We start from the raw sequence: 21,473 nt of genomic DNA on the forward strand, positions 1-21,473 counted from the left end.
TTCTTGATTCATAACAGAGTCACTTTCGATAACGCTTGAAGAAAGTAACTGTGGTATGAAGGCTCCCTCGTGTTAAGGGAGCCTGACTGGTTATGCTGTCGCTTTCTCTAAGTGAGCTTCAATCTTACTCATCACAGCATCTGCACGCTTGACGGCATCACTCACGCCGATACGAACAATTGTTTTACCCTTGAATCGATCCTCATTCTTGATACCGATATCCTTAGTTAGAATCACGATGTCAGCTTGAGCGACCTCTTCTGCTGTCAGCTCATTTTCAATACCAATTGAGCCCTGAGTTTCAACTTTGCAATTCCAACCTTTTGCTTTTGCTGCTGCCTCTACGGCTTCCGCCGCCATGTAGGTATGCGCTACGCCAGATGGGCACGCTGTAACTGCTACGATATTAGTCATAATTCTCACCTTTATTTTAATGTTCTGTTTTTATTGGATAATATTTAATTCAAAGACTTAGAGTTAACCGATTGATATGTCTAGGTCTAAATCATCAGATTCTTCTTTCTGCGGCTGTTCTACTTTACGACGAGCTTTAAGAAAGTTAACCAGTAGTGCGGTCACTAAAGAGCCAACACCAAGTGCAATTAGGAAACCGAATCGACCGTCTACAACTGGTAGTACAATCAAACCACCCCATGCCGCGAAACACTCAACACCAAGAATCGCTGCAGTCGCCGCACCTACTGCGGTGCCAATCATGATGGAAGGAAGTACACGAAGTGGATCGGCTGCCGCGAATGGAATAGCACCTTCAGTAATACCCATTGTTCCCATTAGAATGGACGCGCGGCCAGCTTCCTGTTCGTCAGCTGCGTAAAGCTTCTTGTTCAAGAATGTCGCTAGACCCATGCCTACAGACGGTGTTGCTACCGCAACTGCACTAATACCTGCGACGTTGTAAATGCCTTCACCGACACAAAGGATGACGAATGCATACGCAACTTTGTTAACTGGACCACCCATATCAAAGGCAATCATTAGGCCCATGATAATAGCGAGTACAACGATACTTGAGTCCTGCATACCTTTTAGGAAACCAGTAAGCGCTTCTGTTGCCGCGCCAATTGGCTCACCGATGCCCCAAACGATGGCACCAGCGGTAATAAATGTACCTATAATTGGAATCACGAAGATTGGCATAATTGAACGAGCAAACGCTGGCACTTTTATCTTCTTCAGATAGAAAACAACAATGCCGCCTAATAGACCCGCGAAGATCGCACCGAAGAAACCAGTGTTGTACATGTTTGCGCCAATGAACGCTGCAATAGCAGAAGGCGCGAGCGCTGAGCGGTCAGCAATCGAATAACCGATGTAAGCAGCTAGAATGGGAACCATAAGTTGGAAGCCGGCTACACCAATAAAGAATAGATCGTGCAGCCACGTTCCTTCTTCAGGCACAGCACCTTCCCCATATAACATGACGGAAGCCGCCAGTAGGATCCCCCCCGCAACCACGAAAGGAATCATGTGAGATACACCTGTCATTAGATGTTGTCTCGTATTTTTAAGAATTGAGATTAAGTCATTCATTGACCTCTCCTTTGAGTACATAAGTATTAAAATTTTTATTAAAGGAAGTACTTCTTTTGTATTTATTGGCTCACGTTTCTGATTAAGCTTCAGAGAAACTCCATCTCTACAGCACAGGGTTATAATAGTGAGCAAATGTGCTAACCAGTTAGAGGACAAAACTGCTTTTTACTGGATATTTGTTAGATGCAGCGTGAATATTGATCTTGAGCACACTTTACTAGTACTTTTATCAAAAGATTCAAGAAAACCAATTAAGCAACTGTTATTAAAGGATTAGTTGAACATAAAACACTGACACATCTTTTATAAAACTTGATTAAAGTCACATACTAAACTGTATTTTTGAACGGTATCACAAACAGCCCACTACCTTACAAATATCCAGTTTTTAGCACTTTTATCCAATAGTCCACACGGTGCTTTTTGTTAAAGTTGTAGACATAAACGACTAATAACAAATTCGAAACTAAGGACTAAACCCCTATGAGAAGTTTTACCTTTTCTTGTGAGCTACCCAATGGTGTTCACGCAAGACCAGCGGGTCATGTAGAAACCCTTTGTAATCAATACCTATCTAACATTGAGTGGCAGAACGAACGTACTGGCCTATCTGGAAATGCAAAAAGTGTGTTGTCTTTAATAGGGACAGACACACTACTCGGTGACACATGTATGATCACCATAGACGGCGAGGATGAGGAGTCTGCACTGGAAGCTTTACAGAACTTTATTGCGAATGAGTTTCCACATTGCGATTCTCCACTAGAACAAACACACGCTAATGAAGAACAGCAACCACTACCACGTAACTTATCCAACCTCACGGAAGGAGCGATTCGTGCAACTTCCGTGAGCAGTGGCATTGGCCGTGGCGTAGTGGTTAAAGTAGGTGCAATCAACTTTGATCAACTGCCCTACCTTCCTGAAACAAGAGCACTTGAAGAAGAAAAGTCTGAACTAAAAAGCGGTCTCGCTCAGCTTTCTAAGGCCATTGAAGTGCAAGCCAACACATCAGTAGATACGGAAAGCGAAGTGCTTGCCGCGCATCTCTCTATATTGAGGGATGAGTCGTTCGCACAACAACTGAATACTAATCTCGTAGAAGGAAGAAGCTGTGCCCAGGCAGTGGTCGCAACCGCAAAACACTATGCAGAGCAACTACAGAAATCTTCCAGCCAATACCTTCGTGAGCGTGAACTCGACATTCGAGATGTTTGCTTCCAATTACTGCAAACAATCTACGGTGACGAACATTACACCAGCCAACTCGCGCTGACTGAACCCTCTATCTGTATGGCTGAGGACCTCACCCCTAGTCAGTTCTTAGAGCTGGATAAGTCACTGCTAAAAGGTTTGGTTTTGACCCATGGTGGCAGCACATCTCACACAGTTATTCTTGCTCGCTCTTTTGGTATTCCAACAGTCGTTGGAATGAAAGATGGTGCATTGGAGGCCGACATCGGCCAAGAGGTTTATCTTGATGCCAATTTAGGTGCAATCGTCACCGACCTAACTGAACCTGTGGTTCGTTACTACGAACAAGAAAACCGAATCATCAATACGGTTCGAGAGCGCCAGGCTGCGTTCAAAGATACACAGGGTATGACACAAGATGGAAAAAAACTTGAAGTTGCAGCGAACATCGCCCATTCCGTAGAAGCAAAATCAGCATTTGACTCGGGAGCAGAAGCCATCGGTTTATTCCGTACCGAGATGCTATACATGGATCGCAAAAGTGCGCCGAAAGAAGATGAGCTCTACAACATATTCTGCCAAGCACTGGATGCAGCTTCAGGTCGTGCGATCATCGTTCGTACTATCGACATCGGCGGCGATAAACCAGTTGACTACCTCAATATCCCTAAAGAAAACAACCCATTCCTTGGCTACCGTGCAGTACGTATCTACGAAGAGTTTATTGACCTATTTAAAACCCAATTACGAGCTATTCTGCGTGCTTCGGCACATGGTCCGCTGAAGATAATGATTCCAATGATTTCTTCGATGGAGGAGATTTTATGGGTCAAAGACATTCTTGCTGAGATTCGCCAAGAACTCCGTAAAGAACAGGTTCCGTTCGATGAAAAAATCCCGCTTGGCATTATGATGGAAGTTCCTTCTGTAGCCTTTATCATCGATCAATGTTGTGAAGAAGTGGATTTCTTCTCCATCGGCTCTAACGACCTAACTCAATATTTGATGGCCGTTGATCGTGACAATGCAAAAGTAACGAAACACTACAACAGTCTAAATCCAGCATTCTTGAGAACGCTAGACCACGTCGTCAATGAAGTGCATCGTCATGGTAAATGGATTGGACTGTGTGGGGAGCTTGGCGCTAAAGGCTCAGTATTGCCCCTGCTCGTTGGTCTAGGGCTTGATGAAATCAGCATGAGCGCACCAAGCATTGCTGCGACCAAGGAACGCATTTCCAAACTAGATAGCCGAGAATGTCGACAGTTGTTAAACAAAGCAATGCAATGTCGTACACCATTGGAAGTAGAGCATCTACTTGCGCAGTTCCGTATGGCACAAACCGAAGCGCCACTGATTTCAGAAGATTGTATCAAGCTTGATCTCGACCTGCGTAGCAAAGAGGAAGTGATTAAGACACTCGCTGACAATCTATTCCTAACAGGACGTTGCCGTTATCCGAATAAATTGGCGGACGATCTTTGGGCTCGAGAAGATGTGTTCTCAACCGGTCTAGGCTTTGGCTTTGCTATCCCTCATACCAAGAGTGAACACATTGAGCAATCAGCGGTGAGCGTATGCCGTCTAGCGAAGCCTATTCAATGGGGCGATGAGGAGGCGCAGTTTGTCATCATGTTGACGCTGAACAAACACGCAGCCGGCGACCAACATATGAAGATCTTCTCTAAGTTGGCACGTAAAATTATGCATGCCGAATTTCGTGATGCCTTGTTTAACGCCCAATCGAGCAGTGAAATAGAACAGAAACTCATGACGGAGCTAGAGCTATAGTCCCCAATTCCAAATGGAAGTAAGAAGGATTCAAAACCTTCTCACCTCGGACTTGGACTGACTAACTTGTTCGGTTCCAAGTTTTTGGCGAAGTAACCATCATTCGTGTCCAGTGTTACTTCGCCCTTTTTGTTTTAGAAAGGAGCGGAATATGCCCGCCACTACGACATCAAACACTCAAACAAGACTCGACAGCCTTATTGCGGAAGAAAACCTGTTGCAGTTCCCCTATTTCAATCAGAAAGTCGCTTGGGATATCGGTAATGAGCTGCGTGCCAACGCCATCGAAAAGCACGCCAAGGTTGCCATCAATATTTCGGTTGGTGAGCAGTGCCTTTTCCATTGTGCACTTGACGGAGCAACATTAGACAATCAAGAATGGGTGAGAAGAAAATCAAACGTTACCAAGCGTTTTCAGCGCAGTTCTTGGTATATGAAGCATTACCTAGAAATGAAGGGAAAGAATATAGAACAAGCTTCTTTCATTGATGAGAAAGATTACAGTCCATTTGGCGGTTCTTTTCCTATTCGAGTTAAAAACACAGGTATGATAGGAACGATTACGGTTTCAGGTTTGCCTCAACACGAAGACCACCAGCTAATCGTAGATGTGCTCTCACAGTATTTGAAAAAGGAATAGTTATCGTGACGACGCTTTCATTTAAAGGTCTGTTATTCGACCTAGACGGTACATTAGTCGACTCAATCCCAGCAGTGACACGTGCATGGTCACGCTGGGGAGAATCTAAAGGTCTCGAGCCTAGCTACGTGATGTCGAGGATTCACGGAAGGCCTGCTATCGAATCAATCGCTGAGCTGCTTAATGCATCAGTAGATACACCAGAAGTTCAAGCCGAATTTGACTATCTAGAACACTATGAAGCCACCCACACCGAAGGCACCACTGCGCTACCTGGCGCCGTTGAGCTACTAAACAGCTTAAATGAGCTCGGTATCCCGTGGGCTATCGTTACCTCTGGCACATTGCCAGTAGCAACAGCTAGAATGAAAGCGGCAAACCTCCCTCAGCCCAAAATCCTTGTTACACCCGAGTTGCTCTCCCAAGGCAAACCACACCCCGAACCTTATTTGAGAGGGGCGAAAGAACTGAATCTGAATCCTGAAGAATGCATCTGCTTTGAAGATGCGGTCGCTGGCCTCAACTCAGGGAGCGCAGCAGGTTGCCAGAGCATTGCGGTGCTCAGTCATAGCTCAAGAAGTGAATTGCCTGACGCGGATGGCTATATATGCAAGCCTTCTGATATTCAGATTGAAAAGACAGAACACGGATTTACCCTGACGTTGTAAGCCGAAAAGGAGGCATACGCCTAGCCTGTTCAGAAATTGTCTATTAGTGCTTCTATGTATAGGAAACCTATACCATTGAGCAACCTAGAGTCTGGCAACTCACCATATCGCACCGATGCCCTTTGCTCCTTTAGGGCATTAGTGTTAGCTTCAAACGTATTGAATAGCGCTGATTCTGCTTCTGTACCTCTCGCCACCTAAGACGCTGTCCGCACAACATCAATAGTTCAACTGATCATCAACAAACATACCATTCCCTGTTCTCTTTACTACACTACTATAAGCAACTCCAACTAGTGACACTTTTGTTAATAGCACTGGAAGAGATCATTTGAACAATAATAATAGATTAGTTACCACTGATTCCCTCAGCAAACAAGGCCGTCCATTATCGTCCTTTGATTTACGCTATGTGAGTTTGTTTTTTCTATACATAGTATCTTCATTTCTTTTCTCAATGCTCAGCCCTCAAACTTTAGTTGCATCATTGTGGCCATCAGCTGGTATTGCACTTGCGGGTTGTTTTTTATGGCAGAGACACTTCTTACCTGCAATCTTGGCTGGCTCACTAATATTTAGTATTGGGATTCAATTATTCGATGGGAATGCAACTGGCCTCTCTTTAATAATAACGTCAATTGGAATCAGCTTCGCTTCTACGGTTCAAGCTTGGATAAATTACCGCGTTTTAAGACATCTCTCCTTAAATGTCATTAGCTTAGCCAGCTTTACCAAAGTTACTCTATTTATAGGAGTAGCATTTATATGCTCTCTAATCGGTAGTTTGCTAGTAAACCTGCTCATAGAGCCCGCTCATATATTACGCTTTAGCGACAGCTACTGGGCAAATGTAGTCATTCAATGCTTAGGTGACTTTTTAGGTATCATCATTATTACACCTATCGTTGTTATCTTATTTAAATCGCGCGACCGACTAGCCAACAGACTAAAGCACTCTAGGGCTCTGATATTTCCACTTTCTATTGTTTTTATTACACTTATTATCATTCAAAATTACAGTGATAAAACGCTCAAATCCGACAGCCTCAATGAGGTCCAAGTCCGTTCTCAATTGATTGAAAAAAACCTTAATCATCAAGTAGAAAACTATTTAAAGTCTTTATCAACTTTAGCTAGACATCTTTCCGGGAATGGCGACATTACACAAGAAGAGTTTAGAGAGATAACCTTGCCGCTTATCGACAAAACTCCTGGGATTCGAGGGTTTTCTTGGAATCCACTTGTAGAACAGCGTCATGTGAGCAAGTTTGAAATAGAGACCAATAACCAAAGCTCTTCGATGTTTAAAGTTCGGGGCACCCCATTGAATGAGTATGATCCTCTCGTTGTTGTAAAATGGATCGAGCCATTTCTTTCCAATGAAAAAGCATTTGGCTTCAATGTGTTCTCTAATGCAGCACGGCGAGAGGCAATGATTCTCGCGCAGAACAATAACTATCCAGTCGCTACAGAGATTATTCAACTTGTCCAACTTGAGACCAAAGAGCCTGGATTTTTAATATTTACTCCGATAAATGATGGACCTTCTCTTGATACCTCAGTTATTACACGCTCTTTCAATCTATCTGGTTTTGCCGTTGGTGTTTTTGTCGTTGGGGATATTGTTAAAGCGAGTGTGAACAATAGCTCTGCACACTATATGGACGTAGAAATTCTCGACTCTAGTGCAGGAGATGAAGTGATTTACCGTTACTTCTCACCAGACAATTTAGCCCCATCTGAGGGCGCAGTAGAGTTTTCTTTTTCTCAACAAGTGACTACTCGAGAGTGGACCGTCGTTTTATCTGTATCACAACAAGTACTCCTTTCATTAACCGCTCAAAAATCCGTAACATTTCTCATTTATGAGTCTGTGTTTGGTGCTTTAAGTGTACTGCTTATCATGACGGTGTTTAACAATCATAAGGTCTTATTAAGGCGTGTAAAAAGTCGAACTAAAGAACTGGAAGCTTCAAGAGATCAGCTTAAGCGTTACGCGTTTAACGATGCACTAACCAACTTACCTAACAGACGCATGTTTATCGAGCAAACTAACCATGCTTTGAGATTGGCCGAACGGAATCGTTCGATCGCAGCCGTTCTTTTTCTTGACCTCAATCGTTTTAAACACGTAAACGATAGCCTAGGGCATGACTTTGGCGACAAGTTACTCGTCGAAGTTTCTAAAAGGTTAAGTGGTTGCTTGAGAAGTAGCGACGTACTAGCTCGTTTTGGCGGTGACGAGTTCACAATTCTTATCGAAAACCTTACCAACATAGAACAAGCAATCGCTCTATCCAAAAAGATCATTAATGGGTTGAGAAAACCCATTCAAATTGGGAGAGAGTCCCTTACGATATCAACTAGTATAGGCATTGCCGCTTACCCTAAAGATGGTCAAAATGTCGACGATCTTCTTCGAGCCGCTGATACCGCCATGTATAAAGCAAAAGAGTCATCGGTTGGTTATTTTTGTTACGCGAACACTTTAAGAAAACAAGCACAACACAAACTATTTATTGAATCAGAACTGCCGAGAGCCTTGGAGAAAGGACAGTTTGAATTATACTACCAACCTATTATCGAGCTTCGCTCTGGGAAGCATCTTGGTTGCGAGTGCTTGCTAAGATGGAACCACCCTACCTATGGAGTAATTTCACCCGATTCATTTATACCTATTGCGGAGGTCTCTGGAGAGATCATTCCTATTGGCGCATGGGTCATCGAGCAAGCCTGCAAACAGATCAGAGTGTGGCAAGACCAGAATATTTACCATAAAAAAGTATCAGTAAACGTATCAGTAGTGCAGCTAGTTTCGGGTCAACTAATTGACGATGTGATGGATCCACTTCAACGCTACGGGATTTCACCTGAAGCCCTTGAACTTGAAATTACTGAGAGTGTATTAGTACAAAATATGAGCCAAGCCATCAGGTTCATCACAGAGTTGAAGAAGATTGGGGTAAATATAGCTATCGATGACTATGGAACCGGCTATTCCTCGTTAAGTTATTTAAAGCAACTTCCTGTTGATAGCTTAAAAATCGACAGAATTTTCATAGACCAACTTCACCCAGAAGACATGACGATAGTAAGTTCGACGTTACAAATGGCTAATGAGCTTGGTATTAATGTCATTGCGGAAGGGATACAAACCGCAGAACAAATGAAAATCTTGATAGATCACGATTGTCAGTGGGGTCAAGGTTTTCTATTTAGCAAACCACTCCCCCAATCATCCTACACGGCGTTCTGCCAAAACAGCAAACTTAGCCGTTCAGAACGCTCCAATGGACTCTAGGTCCATTTTAGACACTAAAATCACATAACCGAAGACTAGCGACCGATGAATGATTAAATAGAAAAACCGCGCATACACAGCGCGGCTTTATTTTTTAGCAGTTTGTAAGTGAGCTAGCCAAGCTAACAAGCGAAACAAAAACCTAATTTGTAATCTTCTCCACTCTTCGCTGTATATTCCTTGTCTTCATTACTCGCCGTTGGGCGACATTTATCATCGCCTTTCACCAAGCTTACCCAGTGACGAAGACCCGTGGTTTGATGGCCTTCAGACTGACCAAACGTAGTACACGTTTCTAATTGAATATCAGCAATTTGAACCAGCTGTAGAAACCCGTTGCCTTGACGGCGAGCGAACGTAACTTCTACGTGAGTGCCACTTTCGTCGCGGAATAGAATCGAATCCGGAGAACACTTGTCGCCAGTATAAGCAACAAACTGTTTGGCATGGCGCAGGCCGCTATGTTGACCATTTTTGAAGTACGCTTGAACGTGGCGATAGTCAATTTCATAACTTACTACATCCTCGTGAGAACCATTCTCTAGCGGGAACAAGGTATCAAGAAGTTGCTTAGTCATTTGTTGTTTTTGAGTTGGCTTATCAGCGTTGACCATTTCCACGGCAAACACGGCTTCAGCGATAAAATTTTGTGGGTTATGTAGTTCTGTTTTATCGAATGTCTGCATATTCATAGTCTATTCCTTCAGAGGCAATTAATAACAGCTTAAGCAAATACCCTTAACACCTTGTTGGTTTGTCTCGTTATTGCTTGATTATTAGAATAGCGCTTTTTTGACAACAATTTCACAACGAAATTTTCACACTGTCAATTTTACAAAATCACTCTTTGTAAAAATCGATAAAGCACTCTTGGAAATCATATTTATTCTCAATTTTTCAATACGTTAATAAAATCAGACATGCAAAAAACACAAAACCCGCTAAAAGCGAGTTTTGTAAAATTCACTGTGTGAACGAGTAAAAAAGGGGATTTTTACAAACCTCTTTGCCACTCTTGGCGGAGCGAAATTTGCTCTGGATGATGAATTGCCAGCTCAACTTGTTGCAATAATGCCTCTTTATCTTTACCCAGTACTCCCTTGAACACTAGATAGTTGGAAGCATGATCTGAGCGGAATATTGTCTTGTCTAACTGTAAATGTTCAAGCAATAATTTTATTTCTTTGAATAACTCGAGTTGAGTCAATTGGCGAAAGTCACCGTTATATTCAGCCGCGACGCGCTCTTCACCAAATGGAAAAGACACTACTAAGGTTGAGAGATAGTCTGGCTGAGCGGCATTCATTAGCTTGGCCGAATTCAGTGCATGCTGCTCACTCAAAATAGGGCCGCCTAGACCATTTAGGATCATGACAGAACTTTTCATGCCTGCCGCTTTTATCTTGTTTAGCGCGGCCAACGATGATTCAAATGTCTCACCTTTTTTCACTTTAGCTAGTACTTCGTCATCTCCGCTTTCACAACCGATATACATCAAACTCAACCCAAGCTCTCTAAGCTCTGCGAGTTGCTCCGATGTCTTGTTGGTTAAATTTCGTGGCAAACAGTAGCTTGAGATACGTTGAATGTTGGGAAGGTAGCGATGAATTAACTCACAGATCGCTTTAAGACGATGAAATGGTAATGTCATCGCATCACCATCCGCAAGGAAAACTCGGTGAACTCGTGCACCAGACGCGGCCACTTGCTGCAATTCTTGCTCTAGTTCTTCTAGCTTCTTAGGACGAAACTTCTTCTGAGACTGAGTATACATATCGCAGAAAGTGCATTGATTATGGCTACAACCATTGGTTACTTGTAATATCAGCGACGTCCACTCTGACGGTGGTCTAAAAACCGGTTCAATGTAATTGAGCATCCGATATCCTGTTAAGTAAGTGCGTTAGCGAAATCGTAACGCACTTTGACCTCTCGTCCAACGAACAAGGTGAGCTAGAACTACATAAATATGAACTGCCTATATAAACTATCCAGTTCCGCTCGTATTTGACGAATTTGCGCATCATTTTGCACAGAGACCGCTTCAAGCAGTCCTTTCTCGCGCGCGGTGATTTGTTGACAAAGGCTAGCAAGACTGTCGCAAAACGCGACATTATGACAAGCCTGCTGCTGCGCCTCTTCCATTGCTGATGCTACTTTACGACGCGATGTAGCGGGCACAATCGCATTTGCTTGATTATAAACTTGTTGTCTTTTACGTCTTTGTAGCGATTCGTCTATCGCTTGCTTCATGGCGGGTGTGATTCTATCGGCATACAAAATCGCCTTACCATTGGCATTTCGTGCTGCTCGACCAATGATCTGAATCAGCGCTTCTACCGAACGTAGAAATCCTGCGTGGTCCGCGTCGAGAATGGCAACCAAGGAAGCTTCGGGAATATCCAGTCCTTCTCTGAGTAAGTTGATACCAATCAAGACATCGAACTCCCCAGCCCTTAATCCATTGATAATACCAACTCTTTCTGAGGTTTTAATATCGGAATGTAAGTAACGAACGCGTATTCCCTGCTCCGCCATATAGTCGTTTAACGACTCCGCACTTACCTTAGTTAAAGTGGTCACGAGCACTCGTTCATTATTACTGGTACGCTGACGTACCTCCTTTAACAGGTCTTCCATATTGTTAGCTGATGGGCGCACCTCAACCTCAGGGTCAAGCAAACCTGTTGGTCGAATAATTTGTTCAACCACCACTCCACCTGAACGCTGAACTTCGTATTTTCCTGGCGTCGCAGAAACAAAAATTGTCTGCGGTTTTGCCTTTTCAAATTCATTGAACGTCAGTGGACGATTATTTAAAGCTGAAGGAAGACGAAACCCGTAATCAATAAGGGTATCTTTACGACTTCGGTCTGATTTCGACATTGCTGAAATCTGAGGAACCATCACGTGAGACTCGTCGATAAACACCAGCCCATCCTTAGGTAGGTAATCCATTAATGTCGTCGGCGGTAGCTCAGGATCTCGTTCATTAAGATAACAGGCATAGTTTTCGATACCGGAGCAATAACCGTATTGCTGCATCATTTCAATATCATGCATACACCGTTCGTAAAGCCTTGCCGCCTCGGTTAATCGGTTTGCTTCGTTGAGCTCTCTAACTCTTTGTTCCATTTCAATACGGATCAACTCACTGGCTTTACGGACTTTTTGTGGTGACGACGCATAGAGTGTTTTAGGTGAAATCTTGTACTCTGTGCAAGATTTTAAGAGTGTACCCACGATAGGGTCGACCCAATCAAGTTGCTGAATAACGCCGTTATTTAAAGTAATGCGAATAGCATCTTGGGCAGAATCAGCTGGAAACACATCTATTTCGTCACCACGAATGCGAAAACCAGCGCGCTCTAACTTGGGCTCGGTAAGGGTATATTGTAAGCGTGCTAATCGTTCCGTTAAATCAGCTATATCTAGCGCCTCACCTACTGCGAGCGATATTTGTAAGTCTCGATAAGTTTGCGGATCGCCTAACCCGTAGACAGAAGAAACGGAAGCCACCACAATAACGTCTCTTCTCTCAATCAGTGACTTGGTTGCCGAGAGCCTTAGTCGCTCTAGCTGTTCGTTAATCGCGGAGTCTTTGCGGATAAAACGGTCGCTACCGGGAATGTAGACTTCTGGCTGAAAGTAATCGTAATAGGAAACAAAATACTCAACGGCATTCTCGGGAAAGAAGTGACACATCTCGCTATATAACTGGGAAGCTAATGTTTTGTTATGAGCAAGAATCAACGTGGGTCGTTTCAAGCGATGGATAATATTCGCCATCGTGAATGTTTTACCCGACCCCGTTACGCCTTGTAATGTTTGATGACTTTTACCACCTTCGATGCCTGAGATTAAACGAGCGATGGCTTCAGGCTGGTCTCCTGAAGGTGGGTATGCGGAATGAAGAATAAATTTGTTTTTAGACATATACTCGCCCTCTGAAGAACAGTACTAAAGTATATGCCTATTATCGTCAAAGTGACTAAGCGAAGCTTGCTTGAATCATATAGCTTCTGCAGAATCGATCTCACTTGTGTCCCCTGTCGACTCACTTAACAACCCTGCATAGATGCCATTAATAGACACCAAATGTCCATGGTTGCCCTGTTCGACTATTCGACCCTTTTCTAATACTAAAATTTGATCCGAGTGTTTGATGGTACTTAAACGGTGAGCAATAGCGATAACCGTTTTTTCCTCAAATAAACGCTGCATGGCTTTCTGAATAAGATCTTCAGTAATCGAATCTACAGAGCTTGTCGCTTCATCAAGCATCATAATCTGCCCACCTTGAGCAACTGCTCGAGCAAACGAAATAAGCTGCGTCTGCCCCACCGATAAGTTCGAACCATTCTTATCTAAAACCGAGTCATAACTTCGAGGTAACTGTTCTATAAATCGATCTGCATAGACATAGCGTGCGGCTTGCTCAACTTGTTCACGGTCAATCCCCGGTTTACCAAGGGCGATATTGAACTCGATACTTTCTTCAAACAAATGAACATCTTGCATCATCATCGAAAATAGGTGTGCCGAGTCATCCACTGAAATCTTCGATAACTCAATGCCATTTAACAGAATACTGCCCTCATAATCTTGATAGGTTTTTGAAATCAATCTCATGATGGTTGATTTTCCAGAGCCAGTAGAACCTACCAAGGCAATTTGATGGCCTTTTTTAAGTACGAAAGAAACGTCTTTCAGTACATACGGAGCATCTTGTTTATATCGAAAACTAACATTAATGAACTCTAAGCTCACAAACTCTTGCAATGGTTGTTGGACCTGATGACTCGGTAACAAGGTTCGACCTTGTTCCTCCGTCGGCTCAACAAACAGTTCTTCGATATGATCAAACGCCGCAAACGAGCTTTGAATAGAGGCAATTTGAGAGGTGAAATCACGAATCGGCACAAACACTTTTTCTAGCGTATTAATAAAGGCAATCAGTACACCTAAAGTCAGCGTTCCGGCTAGCACTTGTTCAGAGCCATACCAAATCATGAGACCAATGGTTACCGACGTCACACCAGAAATGAAAGAGAATAAGATGGCGTCATACTTATTGATTTTCTTTTGAGCAACCAAAAACTCATCAATATGCCCATTGTATTTCGCTTCTACTTTCTCTTCAGCGCGGTACATTTGAACGGTACTCATACCGAACAACAATTCTTGTAGATAACCGATACCTCTTGCCAAGGATGCGCGCGTTATCTTATGTAAAGCTCTTAGACGATTACGTACATACACCGTTAAATACATAACAGGAGGCATGACTACTAATACGATCAAAGTCAGCTTCCAATCGATAAATAGCATCATTACCAACAAGGCAATGGTGTTTATTGAATCCTTTACCAACCCGACAACCGATTGCACAAACGTTTCACCAATAGTCTCTAAATCACTCGTCAAACGTGACAACGTGACGCCTGCTGGCGTGTTGTCGAAATAGCTGCGCGGAAGTCTGAGTACGCGTTCAAACAACACTGCGCGCATATCGGTAATCGTTAGCTGACCAGTTTTTCTTAGATTGTAAGCATAAGTGGTGTCCACCACGTACCCAGCAATAAGGACTAGAACCAAATACACCACATATTGCATTAACCCAGCGAAGTCATTTTGTCCCAACTGAACGTCAATAACTTGGATAATTAACCAGGGGAATAACAAGCTGGTTGCGACCGACAGAGGAAGCATAGCAATACCAATCAGAGCGGTTTTCTTGTATTTCTTAGCGAACTTGAAGAAATGCTTGAGATACTTTAAGTCGACACCTTTTAACATGCGCTCGCCTCCGCTTCATTTTGCTGAAGCTGCCACGTTTCCAAATAGTACGGGCATGTTTTCAGTAACGTTTTATGGTCACCTTTCGCAATTATCTTGCCTTCATTAAGTACGATGATCTCATCCATATATTCTAAAGCGTTAACACGGTGCGATACCACGAGCACCGATTGGTGTTTGAGTCGCTCAAATAACCCATTCAATATTTTACGTTCGGTTTCGTAATCAACCGCAGAGAGTACGTTATCCATAATGACAAGGTCTGCGGGCTCTAAGAGTGCTCGTGCAATGCTCAACCTCTGCTTTTGCCCACCAGAGAGCATAATGCCTTTTTCACCTACCAGAGTTTGATCACCATCCTCAAACCTAGCCACATCGTTTGCAAGCTGGCTCAGCGATAGCACTTCGTCCACTTGCTCCTTGGTGGCATCATTGTTGGCACTACCAAATCGAATATTCTCTTCTACCGTGGCCGAGAACAGATAAGGGTCTTGGGTGACGGTTTTAACATAGCGACGCAAGTCACTGCGGGAAAAATCCGTAATGTCTTTACCACCTAAGAAAATCGCATTAGTGGGAACATCTAAATGATGATTCAGGCAGTTCACCAAGGTTGTTTTGCCTGAGCCGATTCCACCAAGTACCCCTACTTTTTTGCCCGCTGGAATGTCAAAGCTGATATTGTCCAAAATCAGCCGTTCATCATTTGGATAATGAAAACTCAAATTTCTTACCGATAACGACTCCCCTTTCAACTGTTCAACATCCTCATCAGCGAGACGAGTTTGATCAGTTTCAGGGATTTTAGCATTGAGGATAGTTTGAGCACTTTGAATACCAACAATACCTCGCTGGTAGATAGTCGCGATTCGACCAAGCTGCATCAGTGGCATAGCCAGTAACACAGAATAAGTAAGAAATGCGGTGATTTCGCCAAGAGTTAGCTCTTGATTCATCAGCATGTAACCACCTAGACCGAGAATTAGTATCTTCATTAGGTCATTGGCGTAATCAAGTACCGGTAAAAAGAACACCTGGATTCGAGTAATCTGCATTCGGCAACGCAGCAGTTGCTGATTGAGCTTCTCTATTTCTGTAGTTACCCAAGGTGACATGCGTTGATTCTTAATCAAGTCGATGCCTGACAAGTAGCTCATAAGCTGAGCAGACAAGCTTTGTAGCCGATTCATATGCTCAGTGTGCAACACTTTCATTCGCTTAAATCCAATGCGGAAAATCACAAAAGCAATGGAGATTGGAATGACTGAATACATGGTCAGTTCTGGAGAGATACGCCACATCCAAATTGGTGTCAGAGAAAGAGCAAACATAGTGTTAAAGAACTGGAGAAAGCCAATCCCAAACATCAGTCGAACCCCCATCACATCGTTGTTCATGATAGAAATGAGTCGACCTGATGCAAACTTCTCGTGGTAGCTATTTGGTAGCCGATTGAGCTGTTTTAACAGTCTATTTTTAAGTGCAGCTTCTGCAATCCTTCCGGGGTTAAGCGCATACACTCGAGACAGAATACGCACCACAACCATAGCTACAGACATGCCCACTACGATGGCGACATAAGTTTGCAATTGTTGATGACCGTCATTCGACGCATCATCAATCAGATCTATCGCCAGTTGGATATAGCGTGGAATTTCTACTTGCAGCCAGTTAACGAGAAAAATAAAAATGATCGCGAAAATATAGGATTTGCGATTCATATACAAATAGTGCGAAATCAACTGCCTAGTGTTCATAAAGCTCTTTATTTGGAAAGATTTAGGGGCGTACTAGTCGATGCTGATATGACCAGATTGTGTCAGTAGCATAGGATTAGCTTTAGAATATGGTTGATAATATCAACTTTAATTAGTCTTGTGAATGGATTCATTAAAATTATCCCGAACTAAACTCACTAATATTTGTTCTACTCCTTCTAAGTTGTAGCAGTGTGTTTATGCGTCGTCCTGCCTAAAATCAAACAAGACATGATCTTAGTCATAAGAAACTCACTTTTTATCCAGTATCATCGAGACGCACTGGACTTACTTTTTTCAAGTAAAAACTATATAAGTGACCTATCCGATGACACAAAATATAAACTCTATTACCTTCGATATGGTCGACACAGCAATTACAAGAGTAGAACACGCTAACCATATCAATTTGGAAGCACTCAAAAACACACTGAGTGTCAATCCAGATCAGGCAGTAGAGATGTTCAACTCTTTGGTTTGCATAGACTCTATCGATGACAAATTTAAGCAAATCATGAATAGCTACCCACAGCTACTAGATAACGCTCAGCACCTTTTAGAAACCTCTATTTTGCTGAGTTAGTCAATTTGCCGTTTGAAATCATGAAAAAGCTCTCTATTTAGAGAGCTTTTTTGTGGCCGTTATTTAAAACTATCGTATCGTAGAACGCTCGAAACGTACGGTTATTTAATTAACCGAACAAGTAGTGAACCCGGTGCTCTTACCGACTCTACATTGTGACTGATCACCACGCCGTCTGAAGGTGACAAGTACTCTTCGATAACATCACCAAAACTGTTGTATTGCGTCGCTATTTTTTGACCCTCTGATATCTTATCTAGCAACTCAACATGGCTGATCACAAACCCACCTTGATTCGCTCGAATACTGACAATTTGCTCGCCCTCTGTACAAGGTAGAGTTTGCGGCACCACTTCACCATCAATTAACTGATACGAGCGCAGAATATTCAGCACCCCATCTACCGCACGTTGCACCATGTCTAGGTCAGAATAGCGCCCGACGCCAACTTCAATCGTAATTGAGGGAATGTCTGCTCGGTTATACACAGTTTCAAGAATACCTGGGTCTCCTGGGTCGTTTAAAATCACATCGGGGTTCAGCAGACGCGCCATTCGAATGGCGTCATCAAGTCGATAATCGGCAAACACATACAGTGGATACGCCGCGCCCGAAGTTTGGGAATGCAGATCAATGGCCAAATCGGCGTTGGGCTGAAGAAGGTTGGTCCAAAGGCTGTGCGCAAAACGATTCGCATCATCGCCGTCTGGGCTGCCGGGAAAAACACGATTCAAATTCGAGGTGGAACTATCTGGAGCAGCGGAGTGGTAATCACGACTATGGCGTGCGATCCCAGACAGGTTCACTGTCGGCACAATGGTGACCGTACCGGCATTCGTTTTACCAATCAGCTCTCTAGCCAACTGCTGAGCCGTTAGGATCCCATTTTGCTCATCACCATGGATACCAGCGGTAATCATAATCCGTTTTCCAGGGCGAGAGCCCTTGAACACACGAACGGGCAACGTCTGGGGATGACCTATGGCGTCGGTGGCGACCGCAAACCAAAATTTATGCTCACCCGGCTCTAAACCTTCCACATCCAGGGCCTGTATCGTTGGATACATAGGCACAATACATTGGTTGAGTGGTTTAGACATAGTAACTCCGACGCTGGCACAAAGCATCATCATAACATTGATATAACACCAGTACAGTGCTGAATCACCGAGTTACACCCCCCTTACTATTGGAACCATGGTGGCAGAACTGGTTGATAAGACTGAGTTTAAGTTACGGAAGGAGGCGATAAAAACGTTGCATAAAGGCGGCAGAGTCACTGCCGCCGTTTTATTATGCTAACAGGCAAGATACCGAGTGCGCTTCGTCACCAGTTAGTATCGGCTTTTCCTTGGCGCAGGTTTCATTGGCTAGTGGGCAGCGAGTACGGAACACACAACCTGAAGGTGGATTGATTGGAGAAGGCAAATCCCCTTCCAACATCTCGATGGTTTTCGAGCGCTCAATGTGAGGATCTGGTATTGGTACCGCTGACATCAAAGCTCGAGTATAAGGGTGCTTTGGCTCAGCAAACAACGCCTCTGACTCTCCCAACTCTACCGCGTTTCCTAAATACATCACCAACACTCGGTCTGATATGTGTTTGACTACCGACAGATCGTGAGCAATAAAGACCAAACTCAGTCCTAGTTCCTTTTGTAGTGCTTTCAATAAATTCACTACCTGTGCTTGAATCGATACATCCAATGCTGATACTGGCTCATCGCAGATGATCATCTTGGGACGCAGAATCAGTGCTCGGGCAATACCGATACGCTGACACTGGCCACCAGAAAACTCATGGGGGTAGCGATTAATCACATTAGGTAATAAACCGACTTTCGCCATCATTTCTTTAACGCGTTGTTTCACTTCTTGTTTGCCAAGCTCTGGATAAAATGTCTCTAGGGGCTCAGCAATGATATCTCCTACTGTCATGCGAGGATTGAGAGACGCCAGCGGATCTTGGAAAATCATCTGGATTTCCTTGCGCGTTTCCCTGCGCTGCACAGAGTGCATTTTAGTAAGGTCATTCCCAAGCCAGACCACCTCACCATCTGTAGCTTCAACTAAACCAATTATCGCTCGTGCGAATGTGGATTTACCGCAACCTGACTCACCTACTACTCCGAGCGTTTCTCCTTCATAAAGACGGACATTGACTCCATCGACCGCTTTCAACTGAGAAGCCTTACTCCAAGGCCATGCGGATTTCGAAGCAATGCTGAAGTGTACTTTGAGCTGTTTTACATCTAACAGCAGGTTTTTGTTATCTTTCATAGCATTCATTTGGTCCAAGTCTCCCAATCAGAGAAGCAGGCTCGCTGGCGATTATCGGCAAAGTTCTCTAACGCTGGCGCCGTAACGCTGCACTGTGGAATAGCACGATGGCAACGTTCTTGATAAGGACAGCCCGGTGGTAAGCGAAGCAAGTTAGGTGGATTGCCGGGAATAGTAGGGAGTATCTCCCCTTCCGTGTCCAATCGAGGAATAGCCTTGAGCAGGCCCTCTGCATAAGGATGACTTGGGTTATAGAAAATATCATCCACAGTTCCATACTCCATGGTACGGCCTGCATACATAACCAATACCTTGTCGCAGGAACCAGCGACTACACCCAAATCATGGGTAATCATAATGATCGCCGTATTGAATTCAGTTTTCAGCTCATTCAATAGGTCCATGATCTGTGCTTGAACTGTTACGTCCAACGCAGTGGTGGGCTCATCGGCGATCAACAGCTTAGGGCGACACAACAGAGCCATGGCGATCATCACGCGTTGGCGCATACCTCCTGAAAATTCATGAGGGTACATCGAGATACGCTTACGGGCTTCAGGAATCTTCACCGCCTCTAGCATGCGCACAGATTCTTCAAGCGCCTCCGTTTTACCCATCCCTTTGTGCAGCATCAGGACTTCCATCAATTGGTCACTGACCTTCATGTATGGATTGAGAGAAGTCATTGGGTCTTGGAAGATCATTGCAATCTGTTCTGCACGAACTTTATTCAGTTCTTTTTCAGACAGATTAAGAATTTCACGACCTTCAAATTTAGCACTACCAGAGACAATGCCATTTTTTGCCAGTAAACCCATAATCGAGAAAACGGTTTGTGACTTACCGGAACCAGACTCGCCGACGATCCCCAACGTTTCGCCTTGGTTTAACGCGAAGTTGAGGTCATTCACTGCCGTCACTAAGCCATCCTGCGTCTTAAACTCAACTCGCAGATCTTTTACATCTAATAAACTCATTATTTTTCCTTAGTCACGACTATCTGTCTTTCGGATCCAGCGCGTCACGAAGACCATCGCCAACGTAGTTAAAGCAAAATAGTGTGACCACCATGAAAATAGCAGGGAAAGCCAGTTGCCAAATAGCCACTTCCATTGTCTGAGACCCTTCCTGCAGCAGCGCACCCCAACTTGTCATTGGCTCTTGCACGCCTAATCCTAGGAACGATAGGAACGACTCGGTTAAAATCATGCTCGGAATAAGTAGTGTCGAATAAACCGCAACAATACCCAATACATTCGGCACAATATGGCGTGTAATGATTCGCCAGTTGCTCACACCACTGACATGAGCTGCCTCGATAAACTCTTTACTACGAAGACTTAACGTTTGACCACGTACTATTCGGGCCATGTCCAACCAGGCAATTGCGCCGATAGCGACAAAAATCAGCACGATGTTGCGACCAAAGAAGGTTACTAACACGATCACCAGAAACATAAATGGCACTGCATAGAGAATTTCAAGCACACGCATCATCACGCGGTCCACTCTGCCTCCGATAAATCCAGAGGTCGCCCCATACAAGGTCCCAATAAGCACAGCAACCAGAGCACCGAGCACACCAACCATCAATGAAATACGTCCACCGATTAGCGTTCGCACATAGAGATCTCGTCCTAAGCTATCCGTCCCAAACCAGTGCTCTGCACTTGGTGCAGCGTGCATGGCATACCAATCCGTATCATCAAAGGTGTAACTTGCAACCATAGGAAGGAAAATCACTGCCATGGTCATTACAAACAGAATCAACAAACTCACCATCGCAGCTTTGTTTCGCATAAAACGAATTCGCGCGTCTTGCCACAAGCTTCGACCTTCAATTTCTAAACTTTCTGAAAACTTCTCGACAGCTTCCAAGTTTTCTTTTTTCGTTAGCATCACTCAC

16 protein-coding genes and 1 pseudogene are annotated in these 21,473 nt (G+C 43.9%); 6 read left to right on the forward strand and 11 right to left on the reverse strand.

Translation table 11 applies throughout. From position 1 onward, the window contains the following. Positions 1 to 90: 90 nt before the first annotated feature. Both JKJ11_RS09985 and JKJ11_RS09990 read right to left on the reverse strand, forming a co-directional pair. Entirely contained in the window at positions 91 to 414 is a 324-nt protein-coding gene (locus JKJ11_RS09985) for a PTS fructose-like transporter subunit IIB (protein ID WP_006071781.1), read from the reverse strand. A 63-nt stretch (positions 415 to 477) separates the two neighbouring features. Continuing rightward, positions 478 to 1,551 (reverse strand): PTS fructose transporter subunit EIIC, encoded by a 1,074-nt coding sequence (locus JKJ11_RS09990; protein WP_038231172.1) that lies wholly within the window; start codon positions 1,549 to 1,551, stop codon positions 478 to 480. Positions 1,552 to 2,037: 486 nt separating this feature from the next. Between JKJ11_RS09990 and ptsP the strand changes: the two genes are divergently transcribed. The 5 genes and pseudogenes from ptsP (at position 2,038) to JKJ11_RS10010 (ending at position 9,148) form a co-directional block, all read left to right on the forward strand. Beyond that, positions 2,038 to 4,539: a phosphoenolpyruvate--protein phosphotransferase gene (gene ptsP / locus JKJ11_RS09995; RefSeq protein ID WP_252038104.1), complete on the forward strand. Its 2,502-nt coding sequence runs from the start codon at positions 2,038 to 2,040 to the stop codon at positions 4,537 to 4,539. A gap of 151 nt (positions 4,540 to 4,690) precedes the next feature. Then, positions 4,691 to 5,179 (forward strand): heme-degrading domain-containing protein, encoded by a 489-nt coding sequence (locus JKJ11_RS10000; RefSeq protein ID WP_171390901.1) that lies wholly within the window; start codon positions 4,691 to 4,693, stop codon positions 5,177 to 5,179. Positions 5,180 to 5,184: 5 nt separating this feature from the next. Continuing rightward, positions 5,185 to 5,847 carry an HAD-IA family hydrolase gene (locus JKJ11_RS10005; RefSeq protein WP_252038105.1) on the forward strand — a complete coding sequence of 221 codons (663 nt, stop codon included), beginning with the start codon at positions 5,185 to 5,187 and terminating at the stop codon, positions 5,845 to 5,847. A gap of 457 nt (positions 5,848 to 6,304) precedes the next feature. After that, positions 6,305 to 6,790: pseudogene (locus JKJ11_RS26075) on the forward strand (MASE1 domain-containing protein); the annotation flags it as partial. A gap of 129 nt (positions 6,791 to 6,919) precedes the next feature. Further along, positions 6,920 to 9,148 carry a bifunctional diguanylate cyclase/phosphodiesterase gene (locus JKJ11_RS10010; protein ID WP_252038106.1) on the forward strand — a complete coding sequence of 743 codons (2,229 nt, stop codon included), beginning with the start codon at positions 6,920 to 6,922 and terminating at the stop codon, positions 9,146 to 9,148. A gap of 122 nt (positions 9,149 to 9,270) precedes the next feature. Here JKJ11_RS10010 and JKJ11_RS10015 read toward each other — a convergent pair whose 3' ends face one another. The 5 genes from JKJ11_RS10015 to JKJ11_RS10035 form a co-directional block, all read right to left on the reverse strand. Beyond that, entirely contained in the window at positions 9,271 to 9,840 is a 570-nt protein-coding gene (locus JKJ11_RS10015; protein ID WP_236111522.1) for an aldolase/citrate lyase/malate synthase family protein, read from the reverse strand. 302 nt (positions 9,841 to 10,142) lie between these two features. Beyond that, on the reverse strand, positions 10,143 to 11,027 hold the full coding sequence (locus JKJ11_RS10020) for a radical SAM protein (protein WP_252038107.1): 885 nt from the start codon (positions 11,025 to 11,027) through the stop codon (positions 10,143 to 10,145). 80 nt (positions 11,028 to 11,107) lie between these two features. Then, positions 11,108 to 13,084, reverse strand: coding sequence for an excinuclease ABC subunit UvrB (gene uvrB, locus JKJ11_RS10025; RefSeq protein ID WP_252038108.1), 1,977 nt, complete (start codon positions 13,082 to 13,084; stop codon positions 11,108 to 11,110). Positions 13,085 to 13,159: 75 nt separating this feature from the next. Beyond that, positions 13,160 to 14,947: an ABC transporter ATP-binding protein gene (locus tag JKJ11_RS10030; RefSeq protein ID WP_252038109.1), complete on the reverse strand. Its 1,788-nt coding sequence runs from the start codon at positions 14,945 to 14,947 to the stop codon at positions 13,160 to 13,162. Then, positions 14,941 to 16,704, reverse strand: coding sequence for an ABC transporter ATP-binding protein (locus JKJ11_RS10035; protein ID WP_252038110.1), 1,764 nt, complete (start codon positions 16,702 to 16,704; stop codon positions 14,941 to 14,943). The genes JKJ11_RS10030 and JKJ11_RS10035 overlap by 7 nt, the downstream gene beginning before the upstream one ends. Positions 16,705 to 17,032: 328 nt before the next feature. Here JKJ11_RS10035 and JKJ11_RS10040 point away from each other — a divergent pair, with 328 nt between their 5' ends. Further along, positions 17,033 to 17,287 carry a hypothetical protein gene (locus tag JKJ11_RS10040; protein ID WP_006071801.1) on the forward strand — a complete coding sequence of 85 codons (255 nt, stop codon included), beginning with the start codon at positions 17,033 to 17,035 and terminating at the stop codon, positions 17,285 to 17,287. Between the two features lie 101 nt (positions 17,288 to 17,388). Here the strand turns inward: JKJ11_RS10040 and JKJ11_RS10045 are convergent, their stop codons facing one another. The 4 genes from JKJ11_RS10045 to oppC all read right to left on the reverse strand — a co-directional run bounded on the left by JKJ11_RS10045 (position 17,389) and on the right by oppC (position 21,466). Continuing rightward, complete coding sequence (locus JKJ11_RS10045) at positions 17,389 to 18,387, reverse strand: succinylglutamate desuccinylase/aspartoacylase family protein (protein WP_088877546.1); 999 nt, start codon at positions 18,385 to 18,387, stop codon at positions 17,389 to 17,391. 193 nt (positions 18,388 to 18,580) lie between these two features. Further along, positions 18,581 to 19,567: a murein tripeptide/oligopeptide ABC transporter ATP binding protein OppF gene (oppF, locus tag JKJ11_RS10050; protein WP_275664854.1), complete on the reverse strand. Its 987-nt coding sequence runs from the start codon at positions 19,565 to 19,567 to the stop codon at positions 18,581 to 18,583. Positions 19,568 to 19,572: 5 nt separating this feature from the next. Beyond that, positions 19,573 to 20,544, reverse strand: coding sequence for an ABC transporter ATP-binding protein (locus JKJ11_RS10055; RefSeq protein ID WP_062457516.1), 972 nt, complete (start codon positions 20,542 to 20,544; stop codon positions 19,573 to 19,575). A 19-nt stretch (positions 20,545 to 20,563) separates the two neighbouring features. Then, on the reverse strand, positions 20,564 to 21,466 hold the full coding sequence (gene oppC, locus JKJ11_RS10060) for an oligopeptide ABC transporter permease OppC (protein WP_006071809.1): 903 nt from the start codon (positions 21,464 to 21,466) through the stop codon (positions 20,564 to 20,566). Between the last annotated feature and the right edge of the window lie 7 nt (positions 21,467 to 21,473).

This window comes from Vibrio sp. SCSIO 43133 (assembly GCF_023716845.1).
GTDB lineage: Bacteria > Pseudomonadota > Gammaproteobacteria > Enterobacterales > Vibrionaceae > Vibrio > Vibrio mediterranei.

Coding starts and splice junctions, on each gene's coding strand:
- JKJ11_RS10055 (WP_062457516.1), bottom strand. CDS start 20,544: ATGAGTTTATTAGATGTAAAAGATCTGCGAGTTGAGTTTAAGACGCAG.
- oppC (WP_006071809.1), bottom strand. CDS start 21,466: ATGCTAACGAAAAAAGAAAACTTGGAAGCTGTCGAGAAGTTTTCAGAA.
- uvrB (WP_252038108.1), bottom strand. CDS start 13,084: ATGTCTAAAAACAAATTTATTCTTCATTCCGCATACCCACCTTCAGGA.
- JKJ11_RS10015 (WP_236111522.1), bottom strand. CDS start 9,840: ATGAATATGCAGACATTCGATAAAACAGAACTACATAACCCACAAAAT.
- ptsP (WP_252038104.1), top strand. CDS start 2,038: ATGAGAAGTTTTACCTTTTCTTGTGAGCTACCCAATGGTGTTCACGCA.
- JKJ11_RS10035 (WP_252038110.1), bottom strand. CDS start 16,704: ATGAACACTAGGCAGTTGATTTCGCACTATTTGTATATGAATCGCAAA.
- oppF (WP_275664854.1), bottom strand. CDS start 19,567: ATGAAAGATAACAAAAACCTGCTGTTAGATGTAAAACAGCTCAAAGTA.
- JKJ11_RS10040 (WP_006071801.1), top strand. CDS start 17,033: ATGACACAAAATATAAACTCTATTACCTTCGATATGGTCGACACAGCA.
- JKJ11_RS10000 (WP_171390901.1), top strand. CDS start 4,691: ATGCCCGCCACTACGACATCAAACACTCAAACAAGACTCGACAGCCTT.
- JKJ11_RS10030 (WP_252038109.1), bottom strand. CDS start 14,947: ATGTTAAAAGGTGTCGACTTAAAGTATCTCAAGCATTTCTTCAAGTTC.
- JKJ11_RS09990 (WP_038231172.1), bottom strand. CDS start 1,551: ATGAATGACTTAATCTCAATTCTTAAAAATACGAGACAACATCTAATG.
- JKJ11_RS10045 (WP_088877546.1), bottom strand. CDS start 18,387: ATGTCTAAACCACTCAACCAATGTATTGTGCCTATGTATCCAACGATA.
- JKJ11_RS10020 (WP_252038107.1), bottom strand. CDS start 11,027: ATGCTCAATTACATTGAACCGGTTTTTAGACCACCGTCAGAGTGGACG.
- JKJ11_RS09985 (WP_006071781.1), bottom strand. CDS start 414: ATGACTAATATCGTAGCAGTTACAGCGTGCCCATCTGGCGTAGCGCAT.